General features: G+C 62.2%; 18 protein-coding genes. 3 read left to right on the forward strand and 15 right to left on the reverse strand.

Annotated elements, in window-relative coordinates; translation table 11 throughout:
- Positions 1–23 precede the first annotated feature (23 nt).
- From NLK60_RS15370 to NLK60_RS15400, 7 genes are all read right to left on the reverse strand, one after another.
- Positions 24–1,328, reverse strand: a complete 1,305-nt coding sequence (locus NLK60_RS15370; protein WP_254808650.1) for a GNAT family N-acetyltransferase — start codon at positions 1,326–1,328, stop codon at positions 24–26.
- 133 nt (positions 1,329–1,461) lie between these two features.
- Positions 1,462–2,655 (reverse strand): pyridoxal phosphate-dependent aminotransferase, encoded by a 1,194-nt coding sequence (locus tag NLK60_RS15375; RefSeq protein WP_254808651.1) that lies wholly within the window; start codon positions 2,653–2,655, stop codon positions 1,462–1,464.
- The gene (locus NLK60_RS15380; RefSeq protein WP_254808652.1) at positions 2,652–3,137 is read right to left on the reverse strand and encodes an Lrp/AsnC family transcriptional regulator; all 486 of its coding nucleotides are present in this window, start codon (positions 3,135–3,137) and stop codon (positions 2,652–2,654) included. The genes NLK60_RS15375 and NLK60_RS15380 overlap by 4 nt, the downstream gene beginning before the upstream one ends.
- Positions 3,138–3,218: 81 nt before the next feature.
- The gene (locus tag NLK60_RS15385) at positions 3,219–3,920 is read right to left on the reverse strand and encodes a hypothetical protein (protein WP_254808653.1); all 702 of its coding nucleotides are present in this window, start codon (positions 3,918–3,920) and stop codon (positions 3,219–3,221) included.
- A 105-nt stretch (positions 3,921–4,025) separates the two neighbouring features.
- Positions 4,026–5,051, reverse strand: a complete 1,026-nt coding sequence (locus NLK60_RS15390) for an amidohydrolase family protein (RefSeq protein ID WP_254808654.1) — start codon at positions 5,049–5,051, stop codon at positions 4,026–4,028.
- Positions 5,052–5,161: 110 nt separating this feature from the next.
- A complete protein-coding gene (locus NLK60_RS15395) occupies positions 5,162–6,388 on the reverse strand; it encodes an HD domain-containing protein (RefSeq protein ID WP_254808655.1) in 1,227 nt (408 codons plus the stop codon).
- Between the two features lie 142 nt (positions 6,389–6,530).
- Entirely contained in the window at positions 6,531–6,740 is a 210-nt protein-coding gene (locus tag NLK60_RS15400; RefSeq protein ID WP_254808656.1) for a hypothetical protein, read from the reverse strand.
- A 251-nt stretch (positions 6,741–6,991) separates the two neighbouring features.
- Between NLK60_RS15400 and purL the strand changes: the two genes are divergently transcribed.
- On the forward strand, positions 6,992–9,202 hold the full coding sequence (gene purL, locus NLK60_RS15405) for a phosphoribosylformylglycinamidine synthase subunit PurL (RefSeq protein WP_254808657.1): 2,211 nt from the start codon (positions 6,992–6,994) through the stop codon (positions 9,200–9,202).
- A 126-nt stretch (positions 9,203–9,328) separates the two neighbouring features.
- Positions 9,329–9,913, forward strand: a complete 585-nt coding sequence (locus NLK60_RS15410; protein WP_254808658.1) for a response regulator transcription factor — start codon at positions 9,329–9,331, stop codon at positions 9,911–9,913.
- Here NLK60_RS15410 and NLK60_RS15415 read toward each other — a convergent pair.
- Positions 9,897–10,325: a DUF3054 domain-containing protein gene (locus tag NLK60_RS15415; RefSeq protein ID WP_254808659.1), complete on the reverse strand. Its 429-nt coding sequence runs from the start codon at positions 10,323–10,325 to the stop codon at positions 9,897–9,899. The genes NLK60_RS15410 and NLK60_RS15415 overlap by 17 nt on opposite strands.
- Positions 10,326–10,455: 130 nt before the next feature.
- On the opposite strand from NLK60_RS15415, the gene NLK60_RS15420 reads away from it, so the two are divergent.
- Positions 10,456–11,139 (forward strand): J domain-containing protein, encoded by a 684-nt coding sequence (locus NLK60_RS15420; RefSeq protein ID WP_254808660.1) that lies wholly within the window; start codon positions 10,456–10,458, stop codon positions 11,137–11,139.
- Between the two features lie 178 nt (positions 11,140–11,317).
- Here NLK60_RS15420 and NLK60_RS15425 read toward each other — a convergent pair whose 3' ends face one another.
- From NLK60_RS15425 to hisC, 7 genes are all read right to left on the reverse strand, one after another.
- On the reverse strand, positions 11,318–11,938 hold the full coding sequence (locus NLK60_RS15425; protein ID WP_254808661.1) for a toll/interleukin-1 receptor domain-containing protein: 621 nt from the start codon (positions 11,936–11,938) through the stop codon (positions 11,318–11,320).
- Positions 11,939–11,982: 44 nt separating this feature from the next.
- Positions 11,983–12,351, reverse strand: a complete 369-nt coding sequence (locus tag NLK60_RS15430; RefSeq protein ID WP_254808662.1) for a DUF8159 domain-containing protein — start codon at positions 12,349–12,351, stop codon at positions 11,983–11,985.
- 24 nt (positions 12,352–12,375) lie between these two features.
- Entirely contained in the window at positions 12,376–13,020 is a 645-nt protein-coding gene (gene tpiA / locus NLK60_RS15435) for a triose-phosphate isomerase (RefSeq protein ID WP_254808663.1), read from the reverse strand.
- A gap of 385 nt (positions 13,021–13,405) precedes the next feature.
- Positions 13,406–13,954 carry a multiprotein bridging factor aMBF1 gene (locus NLK60_RS15440; RefSeq protein ID WP_311136935.1) on the reverse strand — a complete coding sequence of 183 codons (549 nt, stop codon included), beginning with the start codon at positions 13,952–13,954 and terminating at the stop codon, positions 13,406–13,408.
- A gap of 155 nt (positions 13,955–14,109) precedes the next feature.
- Positions 14,110–14,730: a CDP-alcohol phosphatidyltransferase family protein gene (locus NLK60_RS15445; protein ID WP_254808664.1), complete on the reverse strand. Its 621-nt coding sequence runs from the start codon at positions 14,728–14,730 to the stop codon at positions 14,110–14,112.
- A complete protein-coding gene (locus NLK60_RS15450; RefSeq protein WP_254808665.1) occupies positions 14,727–15,290 on the reverse strand; it encodes an adenylate kinase family protein in 564 nt (187 codons plus the stop codon). Before NLK60_RS15450 ends, NLK60_RS15445 begins: the two co-directional genes overlap by 4 nt.
- Entirely contained in the window at positions 15,287–16,462 is a 1,176-nt protein-coding gene (gene hisC, locus NLK60_RS15455; protein ID WP_254808666.1) for a histidinol-phosphate transaminase, read from the reverse strand. The genes NLK60_RS15450 and hisC overlap by 4 nt, the downstream gene beginning before the upstream one ends.
- Positions 16,463–16,560: the final 98 nt, after the last annotated feature.

The raw sequence follows: 16,560 nt of genomic DNA on the forward strand, positions 1-16,560 counted from the left end.
TCAGTGACGAATTCGCGGCTCGGTCAGAACCCTTCATCCAGAAAGATATTTCGCTCGGGGAACAGCCGTTCGAGGCCCTCGAGCCCCGCTGAATCACACTCGAGTCGTCTCGCTCGCTCCAGTGCGCCGCCCGAGCGGGCACCGATAGCCAGTTGGGAGAGCGTCGCGATGTCCAGTATCGCGTCGACATCACCGCGTTCGTCTACTCGTGTGCCATCGGATGTCCCCGCCGTCCCGAGTCGGTGACACGACCCGTTGCCGTCGGCGACGGCCAGTTCGAAGGTGCCATCGTTCCAGTCGACGAGCGGATCGGTGACTGCAAGCGTGATCGTCTCCTCGGTTCCCCCCGGATACGAGAGCACACTTAGTGCCCGTTCGACGTCGACGATGCGAGCCATCGGACCCGTGTGATACTCGACCTCGAGTTCGTCGGGGTCGGTGGCGATGTCGAACAGCGGCGTGTCGACGGGCAGGCGTAATTTGACCGCCGACACCTGTGAGTCGTGGTCGTGACAGAACGCGAGTGCGGCACGGAACGCCTCGAGGTCGACGGCGACGAGTTCCGAGACGGTCATTGTGCGGTCACCCCAGTCACCGTCGATGACGTACCGGAGGTATGCCGCCGGTTTTCCGTCCCGTTCCCACACGTAGACGAACGGATCGGTCGTCCAGTTCTCGAAGATTCGATAGCGCCACCAGTCACCGTCCCGATCGATTCGGCAATCGTATCGGTCGGCGTAGCGCTCGTAGACCGACTCGAGGGCAGGGTAGTCGTCGGCCTCGAGTGCCCGGAACTCGTGTTCGCTTCCGTCTGGCTCGCGTCGAGCGCGGGCAAACGCGAGGTCCTCGGGTTCGCACTCGACTCGCAGATACCGGTTCGTCGTGTCCCAGCCGTACTGCCGATAAAACCGATAGCGAAACGGCCAGAGTAGCGAGAACGGAGCCTCTCGCTCGCGGTACTCCTCGAGGGAGTGTCGGAGCAGTTCCCGTACGTGGCCACCGCGGCGGTTTTCGGGCGGGGAGGCGACGGCAGAGAGACCCGGTGTCAACAGCCCTTCGCCCCGGATGTTGGTTTCGAACCAGTAGTGGCGACAGACACACAGCGGGTCCGGCGGGTCGTCCGTCTCGAGTCGCTCGAGGCCGTTCTCGTCAGGGCGTGTCGCTACATCGTCAGGATACAGTCCGCGGCGAGAGCCCAGTTGCTCTCCTTTGGTTTCGTCCTCCTCGGGGTCGTACTCCGGGGGACCTTCCTGTGGTGAAAACGCATAGGAGACGTACTCGTGAAAGACCGCCCGCTGGGTATCGGGCAGGGCACAGTATTTCGACATACACACAGGACCTCCCTCGAAGGATAAGTAGGTTCACGTGTAGTGGTAGCATCTCACAGGGTGCGGTGGATGATCGCCTCGAGCGGTCGCTCTTCCAGACGCAGATACCGACCGGGGTCGAGAGAGTGGGCGATTATAGCCCGTCGACGAACGTTTCGATGCGAGCCAGCGCTTCGCGCAGGTCCTCGAGTCCGGTCGCGTACGACACTCGAAGGTGCCCGTCCCCACCGGGGCCGAAGACGTCGCCGGGGACGACGGCGACGCCCTCCTCGTGCAAGAGTGCTTCGGCGAAGTCGTTGGCCGTGCCGTCCCAGCTATCGGGCACCTCGGGGAAGACGTAGAACGCGCCGGCGGCCTCGAAACACGGCATCCCGATTTCACGGAACCGCGAGAGGACGAATCGGCGTCGTCGGTCGTACTGGGCGACCATGTCCGCGACGTCGTTCCCACAGGACTCGAGGGCCTCGAGAGCGGCGTACTGTGCGGTCGTCGGGGCCGAGAGCATCCCATACTGGTGAATGCGGTTCATGGCGGCGATGGCGTCACTGGGGCCCAGTGCGTAGCCGAGTCGGAGCCCGGTCATCGCGTGGGCTTTCGAGAACCCGTTGAAAACGATCGTTCGTTCGCGCATGCCAGGCAGCGTCGCGATTGAGGTATGGATGGCGCTGCCGCCGTGAGCGGGTCCGTCGGTATCGTTTCCGTACGTCAACTCGGCGTATATCTCGTCGGAGAGCACCGACAGGTCGTGTTCGCGAACGAATGCGGCGATCGGCTCGAGGTCGGCTTTCGACATGACGGCCCCCGTCGGGTTGTTTGGGTAACAGAGGACGAGCAAGTCGGCGTCGGCCGCGCCAGCAGCCTCGAGCGCGTCGACGGTGAGCCGAAAGTCGTCCGCTTCTCGCGTCGGCACCGAACAGACCTCGCCACCGGCGAAGATGACGCCCGGTTCGTAGGAAATGTACGACGGCTGAGCGATGGCGACGGTGTCGCCGGGGTCGACGAACGCTCGGAACGCCAGGTCGACGGCTTCGCTCGCGCCCGCGGTGACGAGGATCTCGTCGTCCCCGTCGTACTCGAGGCCGAACCGTTCGTCGACGTATCCTGAAATCGCCTCCCGTAACTCGCGCATCCCTCGGTTTGCCGTATACGACGTCTTTCCTCGCTCGAGGGAGGCAATCGCGGCATCGCGGGCAGCCCACGGGGTCGAAAAGTCGGGTTCGCCCACGCCGAGTGAGATGACGTCGTCGCGTTCCTCGGCGATCTCGAAGAACCGACGGATACCCGAGGGGCCCACCGCTTGCACGCGCTGTGACGGCTCGAGACTCATGGCGAGACCGAGAGCCTATCGTCGTCTTCGCCGTCCCCGAGTTCGATCCCGTGTTCCTTGTAGGAGGTCATGATGTAGTGAGTGACCGTCTGGGTAATCTCGGGGACGGGGGCGACCTTTTCGCTGATGAACTGGGAGACTTCGCGGATGGAGTCGCCCTCGACTTCCATGTCGAAGTCGTAGTCGCCGCTGACCAGTCGCAGTGCCGTCACCTGGGGGAACCGGGCCAGGCGTTCGGCGATGTCGTCGTAGCCGGTCTCTCGGTCGAGGGTGACGTTGAGTTCGACTTCCGCTCGAACGCGCTCGTCCTCGAGGCGGTCCCAGTCGACGACGGGTTTGTAGCCGCGGACGACGCCTGCGGCCTCGAGTGCGTCGATCGCTGCGGCTACCTCCTCCTCGTCGAGGTCGGTCATTCGCGCGATGTCGGCCACGTCGTATCGCGCGTTCTCACGCAGCAACTCGAGCACGTCGCGTTCGCTCATACCTCCTCGAAGCGCGAGGGTCATCAAAAGCGTTGTGTCACACGCAACAACTGGCGACTCGATACCGCTTTCCGAAAGCTATCAGTAATTCTTGAACAACAGGGCGCGAACGTCGTCTTTGGTCTGGACGTCTTTCGTCCCGCCGTCCGGCAGGTCGACCCGATAGCGATAATCCGCCGACGGTGACTCCTCCCACTTGTCGTCGTGGGTGTCGAGCAAGCTCATCATCTTGTTGAGCATGTCGTCGTCGTCGGCTGCCCCACCATCGGAACCGTCGTCACTTTCGTCGGGTTCGTCAGCATCCTCGGCGTCTGACGCCTCGGTTTCCCCTTCGTCCTCGTCTGCGTCAGCATCTTCATCAGCCGCGTCGTCGTCTTCGTCGGTGTCCTCATCTGCGGCGTCGGCGCGGTCGTCTGCCGTTTCGTCCGCATCGTCGGCGTCCTCGTCCGCTGCACTCGAGTCGTCGCCACCGACTTCGTCGTCGCCCCCTTCGTCGTAACTCACCGTTTCGACGTCTTCCGGCGGGGATTCGCCCTCGATAGCGGCTTCGACGGCTGCCGCCACGTCGTCGGTCGCCGTCGAGCCCGAACTGTCGGCCTCGATATCGAACGCGAGATCGCCTAACTCGCCGTCTTCGGTGGCTGCCTGGAGCGTGTCGATCAGATACTGGACGGCGTCTTGCTCGCGAACGAAGCCGTACTTGCCGACGACCTCTTCTGACATCGTCGCCCGGAGTCGCTGGATCACCGCGTACTGTTCGTCCGTAACCTCGAGTGTTTGCATACCTGACCGATGTGGCGAGGGGTACATATATTTGGGTCCCTGCCGACGACCCCGTTCGTCGGATGGGGTCGCTATCGAGGTTCCCAACGTCTCTGTGTACGACCGCTACACGTTACCCCATTCGACCGCTTTCACGTCGTCGACGCCCGCCCGTCGGACCACGGCCCGAACGGGATCACGAACGCCCTCGAGGTTCGGCGACTCGCCATCGAGCACCAGGACGCGAGCCGACTTGCCTGCCTCGAGCGAGCCGTATTCGAGGTCGAGCAGGTCGGCCCCGTTGACGGTCGCCATCTTGAGAACCTCGCGGGCGGGGACGTCGCTCAGTTTCGCCAGGAACTCCATTTCACGGAACATCGACGGCGAGTTCAACATCACGTTGTCGGTACCCAGCGCGAGCGTCGTCCGCTCGAGAAGGTCCGAAACGGGCGGGAATCCCACGCCAGTCACCAGGTTCGAACGAGGGCAGAGCACGACTGGGACACCTTGCTCCTCGATTCGCTCGAGGTGGTGGACTTCGGGGTGAACGACGTGAATCAGAAACGCCGGGTCGAGGTCCAGCGCCGGGTCGATGTCGCTCGGGTCACCCTCGCCGGCGTGGATGGCGAACGGTTTGCCAGCCTCCCGAGTCGCTTCCCGCTCGCGGTCGAAGGTGTCATCGTTAGCCCCGCTGGCCCCGAAGCCGTCGCCGGCTTCCATCGCCTCGAGTGACTCTCGAGCGAACGCGTAGGCGTCGATCGACTGTCCAGCGGCCGCCTCACGGAGTGTTTCGACGCCCGCAACGCCACCCTCGCGGAAGTCGAAACAGGCCGCCGTGCCGGCGCGTTCCATGTGCTCGAGGGAGGTCGCCATCGCCGACACCAACTCCTCGTGACTGGCGGCACGAAGCAGGCGGTGTTTCAGGCCGTCGGGCGGGGCAACGAGCTCCTCGAGTGAGAGGCCGCCGCCGGCTTCTTTGGCAATCGAGTCGCCGATGTGCGTGTGGGCGTTGATGAACGCCGGAAGGATGATGTCGTCGCTCTCGACTGTCGTCTCTTCGATAGCCTCGATACGGCCGTCATCGCCGATAACGAGCCGTCCTTCCCGTGGCTCGAGATTCGGCCCCTGCAGGATAGTTCCGGTGTACTCCATACCCAGCGTTTGGGGCTCGAGGGCTTCAACGTTGGTCGTTTGGACTCGAGGCGGCCAGGACCGCGCTCGAAACGCTCCACATCGTGCTCGAGGCGGTCAGACCGTCCCTCTCAATCGCTGAACTGGTCGAGCGTTGCGTACAGCCCGTCCCGAACTTCGGTGACGAGAGGCCCGTCGATGTCGAGTCCTAGCACGTCTACGGCAGCGGTTCCGACGGCCTCGGTGACGGGCGCTGGCGAGTACACCCCGAGTCGCCACTGGGAGTACTGGGCGGACCGAAGGGCGTCCACGAGCGGCGATTGTCGGCCGAGTTGGCGCACCTCGCCGTTGACCAGCACACGCGTCGTCGATTCCTTCATCGATGGGCGGGAGGGCACGTCGATGATGACGTCCGTTTCCTCGACCCCGGCGTCCGCGGCGATTTCACGCTCGAACTCGCGAATGTTCGCGTGGTCGGCCTCGATAATTCCACCGGGGACATCGTCGATTTCGGCCCAGACGGCACGCTTGTACAGATTTCGGTGGTCGAGTCGCTTGGAAAACGCTGCGGTTGCCCCACTCGAGCGTAGCGTCGCGATCAGGTCGTGGTCGTCCATCCGCTGGAGGGTCCCCGCATCGGTAACCTCGGCCTCGAGTAGCTGTTCGCCAGCCCGGCGCAACATGGCTTTGCTGATGCGAGCGACGCTGTGACTATAGACGGTTGGGTTCATCAACGCACGTGCGACGAGCAGGCTCTCGGCCGTCTGGACGTTGCCCTCGGCGAGGACGAGTTCGCCGTCGACGAACCGGAGTTCGCGGACGAGTCGACCGTGATCGATGGTGCCGTAGGGAACGCCGGTGTGGTGGGCGTCGCGCACGAGATAATCCATCCGATCGACGTCGAGTTCGCCCGAGACGATCTGGCCGAAGCGACCCTCGCCGGCGACGATGTCGGCGACCGTCGCTGGCTCGAGGCCGTGATCGCGGAGCACGTCGCCGACATCACCCGTCGCGAGCAGGTCGTGGACGTCGTCGTGATAGCGACCGGTTTTTCGGTAGGTGAGTTCCTCGAGATTGTGGCTAAAGGGGCCGTGTCCGACGTCGTGGAGCAACGCGGCGGCCTGGATACGTTTGGCCTCGCGACCCTCGATACCGAGGTGCTCGAGTGCACGACAGGCCAGGTGGTAGACACCGAGGCTGTGTTCGAACCGGGTGTGGTTCGCGGAGGGGTAGACCAGCGAGACGGTGCCCAACTGAGCGATGTGGCGCAACCGCTGGACTGCGGGCGTATCGAGGAGGTCTCGAGCGACGCCGTCGACCTCGATGTGGTCGTGGACGCTGTCCTTGATGGTTTTCATACCCGCGAATTTGTCGCTATCCTACAAAAAGCGTCGGACCTATAGTAGCCAGTGAAACGATTGACACACCTACCGCGACGCCAGCTTGCGAGAGGGTGTGCAATGACTTTCACTGGCTACTATAGTTGCCGTCTTCGGTCCCTCACGAACCGTCTTCTTCGACGGCCATCTTGAGGATTCTCGGTGTGAGAACCGCGTCGATGACAGCTAATCCGAGGACGAGATACATCAACGTACCCTCGAGGAAGAACACGGCGATAAAGACGAGAAGTGCGGCACCGCCGATGCCGACGCCGTGGCGCACCATCGGATTGTGGAACGGCGACTCCTGCGCTGATTGTGTCTGTGACATTATAGAAACCTGATTAGGACGCGAACAAAATACTATCGAAAAGGTTGGAGGTGCGACACGGTTGTTGAAAGGTTGGAGGTGCGACACGGTTGTTGGAGCCTCTATACACCAAACCGGACGAGAGCACCTGCTATTGTTGCCGGTGAAAGCGTTCCACGGTTCTCGACGATGACGCGCTCGATCACGTCCTCGGTGTTCACGAACGTGCATATAGAAACCCCTTTTAGGCCCGGCTTTCACCACTTAGGTGAATGAGTGAAGCCGATTCGGACCACGAACTGATCGTCGCGGAACTGGGGCGTGAGCCGACCCCGGCCGAGGCGGCGCTGTTCGAGAACCTCTGGAGCGAACACTGTGCGTATCGGTCCTCGAGACCCCTCCTGTCTGCCTTCGAGAGTGAGGGTCAGCAGGTCGTCGTGGGACCGGGTGACGACGCGGCGGTCGTCGCACTCCCGTCGTACGATGACTCGAGTGCGGGAGACGGCGAGACTCCCGAAGCCGGTGACAACTCGGACGTCTACATCACGTTGGGTATCGAGAGTCACAACCACCCCTCCTACGTCGACCCGTTCGACGGCGCGGCGACGGGCGTCGGCGGCATCGTCAGGGACACCCTCTCGATGGGCGCGTATCCGATTGCACTCACCGATAGCCTCTATTTCGGCTCGTTCGACCGCGAGCACTCCCGATACCTGTTCGAAGGTGTCGTCGACGGTATCAGCCACTACGGCAACTGTATCGGCGTGCCGACGGTTGGCGGGAGCGTGGACTTCCACCCCGACTACGAGGGGAACCCGCTGGTGAACGTCGCCTGTGTCGGCCTGTTGAACGAGGAGAGACTCGTCACCGCCGTCGCTCAGGAGCCGGGCAACAAACTCGTGCTCGTCGGCAACGCGACGGGCCGTGACGGCCTCGGTGGGGCGAGTTTTGCGAGCGAAGACCTGGCAGAAGACGCCGAAACCGAAGACCGACCAGCCGTGCAGGTTGGCGACCCGTACGCCGAAAAGCTGCTGATCGAGGCCAACGAGCAACTGATCGACGAGAACCTGATCGAGTCGGCTCGCGACCTCGGTGCTGCGGGGCTCGGTGGTGCCTCGAGCGAACTCGTCGCGAAAGGCGGCCTCGGTGCGCACATCGAACTCGAGCGGGTACACCAGCGCGAGCCGAACATGACGCCCCTCGAAATCTTGTTGGCTGAATCCCAGGAACGGATGTGTTACGAGGTCGAACCCGACAACGTCGACCGCGTCCGGGAGATTGCTGACCGCTTCGATCTCGGGTGTTCGGTTATTGGCGACGTGACCGACGGAAACTACGTCTGTACGTTCAAAGGAGTCGAGCAAGACGAGCGAGAAACCGTCGTCGACGTCGATGCCGAGTTCCTCGGGGAGGGTGCACCGATGAACGACCTACCATGGAACGAGCCCGCCGAAGCCGACACCGAGTTACCGGATGTCGACCTCGAGACGGCTTTCGACGCCGTCGTTGGCTCGCCGAACACGGCTTCCAAACGATGGGTCTACCGCCAGTACGACCACGAGGTGGGGGTCCGAACGAGCGTCCCGCCGGGCGACGACGCCGCACTGGTTGCGATCCGGGAGGCCGATTGCGGTCTTGCGATATCGGCGGGCGCGGCCCCCAACTGGACCGCGGCGAGCCCGAAGGCCGGTGCTCGAGCCGTCGCGCTCGAGAACGCGACGAACCTGGCTGTGAAGGGTGCGACGCCGCTGGCTGCCGTGGACTGTCTCAACGGCGGAAATCCCGAAAAGCCGGACGTGTACGGCGGATTCAAAGGGATCGTCGACGGTCTCGCCGGGATGTGTGCGGAGCTGTCGGTTCCCATCGTCGGCGGGAACGTCTCCCTGTATAACGACTCGGTGAGCGGACCGATTCCACCCACGCCAACGCTCGCGATGGTCGGGACGAAACTCGGCTACGAAGCACCACCGCTTGCCGCGACTGCAGACGAGGATGCGACGCTTTTGCTCGTTGGCGACGACGCCCTCGGGACCGATTCGTTCGCCCTCGGTGGCTCGGAGTATTTGGCCCAGCAGGGCGGAACCGACCGGTTCCCGACGCTTCCTGAGAACCCAACGGCCCGACTCGAGGCGCTCGCAACGGTCGCCAACGACGACTCGACGCTCGCGACGCACGACGTCAGCCACGGCGGGTTGGCGGTTTCGCTCGCCGAGATGATAACCGAGACGGCCGGACTCGAAGTTTCCATCGAGACCGACAGCCCCGCTGGGGCACTGTTCCACGAGACGCCCGGACGTGCGCTCGTGTTGACGACCGACCCCGAATCCGTTCGAGCGACGCTCGACGCTGTTGCCCCGGTCACCGCGATCGGTGCGACGACGACGGACGGCACGCTTTCGGTCACGGTCGGGGAAGACACACTCGAGCGAACCGCAGGGGCGATTGCGGATCGCCGATCGATCATCGAAGCGGAACTCGAGTAGCGCGTTCGCTCGGGGCACGAGTTCACGCCTTGGCGGAATGAACTTTTTACAACGGGAAAATCGCCCGATATCTTCATATGGCTCCGTGAGAAGAATCGGATACCAACGTCTACTGGGGAAGGCTCAATGTCTACGGATCCACATGTGCTGATCGTCGAGGACGAACCCGATCTGGCGAACCTGTACGCCGCCTGGCTGGACGACCGCTGTTCGGTCGAGACGGCCTACGACGGGAACGAAGCGCTCGAGGCGATAGACGAAGCTATCGATATCGTCCTGCTCGACCGTCGAATGCCGGGCCTATCGGGTGATACGGTGCTCGGAACGATTCGCGAACGCAACCTCGATTGCCGGGTTGCGATGGTGACCGCGGTCGAACCGGATTTCGATATTATCGGTATGGGATTCGACGACTATCTGGTCAAACCCGTCTCGAAAGACGAACTGACGACGATTATCGACCAGTTACTGTTGCGTTCGACCTACGACGAACAGCTTCAGGAGTTCTTCGCACTCGCGTCGAAAAAGGCGCTGCTCGACGCCCAGAAAACACAGGCAGAACGCAACTCGAGCCAGGAGTACGCCGTCCTCGAAGACCGTCTGGCTGTCCTGCGAAGCCAGGTCGACGAAACGATGACCGAACTGCTCGATCAGGACGTGTATCATCGACTCTGTCAGGACATTACCCGCGAATCTATTCTTTCGAAATAGCGGTGTACGCCAGTCGCCAGGCGACGAGGGCGACCAGTCCGGTCCCGTTCATCACCAGCGGGAACGGCCACGCGGTGCCGCCCGTAAAGAACGGAGCTGAGCGAACGAGCAGTCCGACGTTTGCAGCGGCGAGCCAGGCCACGAGCGTCACTCGAGCGGCCGCTCGGGGCGATGTGAGCGTGTTTCGAGCGTACGCGCCGGCCGGAATCGAGAGCAAGAGCCAGCCGAGGAGGAACGGAACCGCGGTCTCGATGGTCTCGAGTGGCTGGTCGAGGATCGGATAGCCGTGGTGGGCACGTCCGGCGATTGCCAGCGCTGCGATAACCAGTCCGTCGACGGCAGCGACCAGCAGGCGGTCGGTGTCTTCGGTGAGTCGACCAATATTCGTCGTGAGCCCGATGAGCGTGGCCATGTTCGTCCATTTGTGTCGGTTGTAAAAGCGTTGTATATTGGATGCGGGCCTGCTGGTGGTGGCTTTCGGCTGCCACTTTGATACTCCGTAGGGGAGGACTAATATAGGTCGAATACGAACGCATTGACAGATGGCTGTGGCTGACGAACGTCGCGAGCGATGTGACGGGTGTGGGAAAACCGTCATGCTCGAAAATTTGACGACCGTGACGATGCCGGATGGGGAACGGCTCGCCTGTTGTCCGACCTGTGAGCAACACGCTCGAGACGTCGCCGAGAAACTCGGCTCTATCGACCAGTCCCGAGACAGCTGTGACGGCTGTAACTCGACGTTTCCGACCAGCAGCCTCGAGGATATCGTCCTGACCGATGGGACGGTGCTTACCTGTTGTTCGAGTTGCCTCGAGGATGCGCCCGGTTACGGTGGTGGCGAGTCAAAAACCGAGGGCGGGGTCGATCCGGATACCGGGGCCACACAGGCAGCCGAAACCACTGAAATCGCCACTCGTCGGCAACTCTGTAGCCAGTGTCACGAGTGGGTCACGGAGGAACTCTACCACGTGACGACTATCGACGGCCGAACCGAAGAGATGTGTACGGACTGTAAGGAACTGGCGGAGGAGAAAGGCGTCGTCAACCGCGTGAAGATGCGTCGTGCGGAAGCCCGAGAGATCCTCCGCGTGGACGAAGATGCGACGACCGCCGAAATCCGGCAGGCGTTTCTCACGCAGATCAAACACGCACACCCGGACAAAAAAAGTGGCAGCGAATCTGCGTTCAAGTTAGTCAAAGAAGCCTACGACCGGCTTCGATAACACACTCGCGCAGCGGTCGATTGGGTGCGATAATCTGGAGTAACGACTGTTTGGGGTGTGATTTTCTCGAGTAAGATGTTCGCATACGCGAGCGGACCTGAGTACTCCGTCACGCGTCCACGTGTGAGCCGAACCCATCGGTTCGGTGCACCTTGTGGGTTGAGGAACTACCGCGTTCTCACTCAGAACGTTGAATGCCGTCTTCACGGCCACGGAAACCGATCGTTGCCGGATCGAAGTAATATTTCGATTCACAGATGTCACAGGTCGCCGTCAACTGTTGGCCGTGCTGGTGGAGTTTCCAGAGTTTCGTTTGCCCCTGCGTAATGTCAAGCGTAACCGGATGGCCGCAGTCCGGAATCGTACAGGGGAATCGAATGTACCAGTTCGGTACCGACATCGCTCCCAACGGCGCCAACTCGCCACGGAGCCGACAGAGCAGATTAAAGATAGTAAACGATGGGTTCTCTCGGTCGATTTTGACGCCCTCAACGTCGCTAACGAAACCGCCGCGCAGATCCTCGGTCTCGTACAGCGGCAACACCGGAATCCCCTTCGCGAGCGCGTAGCCGATCTCCTGGTTGATCCACCGGCTTCCGGCCGAACGGTTCGTCAGGACGGCAACCACTATGTCGCTGTTAGCGAGCCGACCCTCGAGTCGTTTTCGCGACCGACCGGAGCCGACCTCCTCGAGCACGATATGCACGCCGAATGGAAAATTCTTGACCGTGGAGAACAGTTCCTGTACGAGCTCCAGATCAGAAGGGGCGTGTGAGACGAATACCTGTTCTCCGGTCATTAGTCACTCTACAGGGATGATGAAGGTAAACATTATTACTCTTTCTAATTTCCACCGGAATCGTGACTAATTGTGTCCAGAACGAGCTGCGAAAAGCCGCTTTCGGATATCGTTTCGTTCAGTCCCTGTATCCACTGTGGCTCGACACGCCAGGTGCCACGTCGGTCGCCATCGGTCGAACAGGAAACGACTTCGAGGCCACCTGCCTCCCAGTCGTCACGTTCGTCGGCCAGTTTGAGGACGGTGCGAACGACGGTCCCGACTTCGTGTGGCGTCACGGATGCAGTATCGTAAACGACCTCGTACTCGAGGCGGTCGTACTCGTCGTCGCTCGTCTCGAACGTCGTCACGTAGACGCCCTGGCTCATCAACTGGTTCTCGAGGGCGACCTCGATTGGGTGTTGGTCGGTCATGGCTGTGGTTGGCAGCGTGAACAGTCACAGGGGTGCGACGAGGTCGGCCAGTGCGGTGGCAGGGTCGTCGGCTTTCGCGACGCCGCTGGCGAGCAAGACTCCTTTCGAACCGAGTTCCCCGGCGGCTACCACGTCTTCGCCGGTGCTGATACCGGCCCCGCAGAGGACGGTAACGTCAGAATCGACGGCTCCGGCTGCATCGACGGCATCGCTCACGATATCCGGGTCGGCCTGGCTGACCGGCGTCCCACTGCCGATGAGTTCTGGTGGCTCGACTGCGACGGCGTCGGGCCCGAGTGCCGCAGCGGCACCGATCTGTGGTGGGTTGTTCGCACAGACGACCGTCTCGAGGCCGGCCCGTTCGGCGGCCTGTACGGAGCCGTCGATGTCGTCGAGCGTGAGGCGGTGTTCGGAGTGGTTGATCAACGTCCCGGCGGCACCGGCGTCGGCGACGGTTTCGGCGAGCGTGTGCCCGGTGTTCGAGCCGTACTCGATTGGGTCGACGTGTTGGGCCCAGGTTTCGACGCCGGTCTCGGCGACGGCCTCGAGGTGGGCAGCCTGTGGTGCAACGGCGATACGGGCGTCTGTCGTGTCGTCGACCTCGGCGGCCGCCTCCGCGACGGCGACCGGATCACACGGGTACGTCTTCAGGTTGACCAGTACGAACATATCTGAACCGGGGTGTCGTGGCTACTAAATGCTTTGTGCAACGGCGGTTTTGCACCGCCTCGAGCGACTCCTCAGAGCGGCGGCGTTTGATTCCCATAAACTCTCTAATATTATTTAAATAGCAAATTACTCTTATATCAATAGTAAAGGAACCACCCACTTCAGAGCCACCGTTTCCGAGGTCCAGAACGTGTGAGGGGTGTAAAAGCCACTCGAAGCCGTCGGAGTCGATACTGTAGCCAGTGAAACGATTGACACGCCTATCGCGACGCCGTCTTGCGATAGGGTGTGCGATGTCTTTCACTAGCTAGTATAGATTCTCGAATGTACCGAGACACGTACAACCTGATCAAAACACGTCGTGGCACCGGGCCACGATGAGCGGTCAGTCTTTTCGCTTGACGACGTCGCCGAGGGTGTAACTGCCGCTCGATTTGCCGCCGTCCCAGTCGGTATCGTCGGCCGTCCCGCCGCCGCCAGTCAGCGAAATGTCGAGGAAGTTCTCGAGTTTGCGCTGGACGCGGTCACTCGGCAGGGTGTCACCGCGCTCGAGCTTGCGGATCAGGCTGGCCTTCTCGTTGAGTTCGTTTGCGAGGTCGGACTGGCTAAGGCTTTTGCCCTCGCGTGCGCGACGGATTCGGTCATCGTAGTCGGTGACGATCTCGTCCATGTCGTCGAACATATCGCGGCGGCGGGAACTGCTCGAGCCACTGGATCGGCTGCTGGTGCTACCCGATCCGCTCGAGGCACTTCCACCACTCGATCCGGAGCCCGAACTCGTCGAGTATTTCGTCGACGTGCTCGAACTCGAGCCGGGTTGTTTCACCTCGGTTCCAAAGCTGGTACAGTTCGAACATACGTCCAGCTTCGCGCCCTCGACTTTGATGGTCTTCGGGGACGACGTCTCGGCGCCACACATCTCGCACTGAACCATGTCCGACCCTAACGCGTCACGCGGTATAAAGGATACGGCGCAGCCAACGGGATGCCACGAGGGGTTCCGAAGGGTAGTCGTGTGCTATCCGGTATGGGGGCGCCTCGAGTAACCGTTCCATCGCGACATGCATTGTTCGCGACGACAGCGCGTCGCTATTCGGCTGCCAGCGCCTTTCTGGCGTACGTAAACCGCTGAAGTGCGGTCAGGTGACCGACGACGGCTAGGAAGAGTAACAGGAGCCCGATGGGTCCGTAGCCGCCGAGTTCGAACGACTCGAGTGGGTAGGCCAGAAAGCCGACGATGCCGATGATTGCCAGGCGGTCGGCCCGGCCGACGAGGCCGCCGTAGACCCGGTCGAGGCCGACGGCCTGAGCCTGGGTGCCGAGATAGGAGGTCATCACGACTCCGGTGACGGCCAGAAAACCGAGCCAGTAATCGCCAATCCCGGCTGCCAGTCCGCCGATCATGACGATGTCGGCGTATCGGTCGAGGACGTGATCGAGCAAATCGCCTGCGGGCGAGGAAACACCCTGTTCGCGTGCCAGTGCGCCGTCGACGATGTCGAGCCAGCCGTTCAAAAACACGAGAAAGCCAGCGCCGACGTACCAGACCGGCGAGGCCACCCCGCCGAGATAGAACGCGACACCGGCAGCGATGGCCATGATCCCAGCGATGACGCTGACGCCGTCGGGACCCATCCCGAGGCGATCGAACGCACGCACGAACGGGTCGAGGAAGCCGGAGATATAGGGTCGGAGCGAATCAAGCGTCATGCCAGGTACCCCACGAAGTCGACGGTGCCGGCGCTCGGTTCGCGCTCGCCGGAAAGTACCGACTCGAGCGCCGTCGCAACTGCGGCTGGTTCGAGATCCGTCGTATCGATTTCGTAGACGGACTCGAGCCCGTGTCTGTCGACGGCTTCGGCGAGGATGACGTCTAGCGCCTCGCTTTCGACGTTTTCGCGTGCCTTCGCTTCGGTTTCACCCCGTTCGAGCAGTCGTGACTCGAGGGATTCCGGCGCACACCGCAAGACGGCTACTCGATCGACCGGCAGATGGTGCGCCAGATGTGATTCGATGATCACGTCGTCTCGCCCCTCGAGGTGGGCTTCCAGTGCCTCGAGGTCGGCGACTTTGCTGTCCCGGTCGGCGTCGACGTCGGTGTACAGACCCTCGCTCTCGAGTACCTCGTTCAGATGAACGACTTCGAACCCGTCAAGGGCTCCGGACTCGTGGGGAACTCGTTCCTCCGCCCCATCCTGAATTCGGTCCTCGAGCAGCCTCGTCGCCGTTGTTTTCCCCGTTCCTGGCGTCCCGGTGACGGCGACCCTCACGGCTTGGACACCCCCGAATCGTCGGGTACAGAGGTGTCGCTCGCTCGCTCCTCGAGAATTGTGTTGAGCGTTTCGACAGCCCGATGGGTTTCTTCTGCGGTGCCGCAGGTTATTCTGATACAGTCGGGCAGTCCGAAACTCGTACAGTCTCTGACGATGACGCCGCGTGTTTGCATGGCTTCGGCCACGGCTGTGGCTTCGCCGTCGCTATTGGACTGACCTTCCGCCTCGTCGCGGCCCACATTGACCAACACGAAGTTCCCCTGACTCGGCCAGACGTGAGCCGCGATGTCGGCTTCCATTGCGTGGCGAGCGGTTTCGACGATGTCGATGGTCCGGTCGACGTGAGCGGTATCCTCGAGGGCGGCCAGCCCGGCCCGGCAGGCGAGTTCGCTCGCAGCAAACGGGGTGTTCACGCGAGCGTACGCGTCGGCCCAGGCTTCGGGAACGATGGCGTATCCAAGGCGCAACCCGGCGAGACCGTACGCTTTCGAGAACGTTCGAAGAACGGCGACGTCTTCACGTTGGTCGAAGCCGTTTTCACCCTCGAGCAGTGCGACGGCGCTGTCGACGTCGGCGAACTCGCCGTAGGCTTCGTCGACCACGACGAGGGTCTCGTCGTCGGTTTCGGTTGCAATCGTTTCGATTGCCTCGAGCGTGATGGTCGACCCTGAGGGGTTGTGCGGGCTCGTCAGGTAGACGATTCGCTCGTCGTCGTAGGCCTCGAGAACGGTTGCGGCGTCCTGTCTGAAATCGTCGTCGCGAGCGAGTTCGTACTCGGCGACGTCGCCGTGGTGAAACCGGGCGCTCATTCCGTAATAGGCGAATCCGGGTACGGGTACGAGTATCTCGTCCCCGGGCTCGAGCATCGCCCGCGAGAGGTAATCGATTGCGCCGTCACCGCCGTTTGCTAGCCAGACCTGATCGTCCGTGACGCCCCAGCGGTCGGCGAGGGCTGCGGTGAGGTCGGCGTGGGTCGCTTTTGGGTATGAGCTAACCCCGGCTGCGGCAGACTGGATGGCTTCGACGGCCGCCGGTGCGGGCCCGAGGGCGTTTTCGTTCGAAGCGAGTTTGACGAACTCCGAGGGGTCGCGCCCGAGTTCTCGAGCGACTTCCTCGATGCCTCGACCCGCCTGGTAGGCGACGTGGTCGGACAGGTCGCGTGGGTGCATACTGGACCCTTTTTCTCCCGACGCTTAAGAATGCTTATCGGTGGCCTCGAGTGACTGTCGTCGGGTTTGGCTTCGAGTATCCGTAGCCGGGTTTGCCC

It is taken from the genome of Natronosalvus amylolyticus (assembly GCF_024298845.1).
In the GTDB taxonomy this organism is placed as follows: Archaea; Halobacteriota; Halobacteria; order Halobacteriales; family Natrialbaceae; genus Natronosalvus; species Natronosalvus amylolyticus.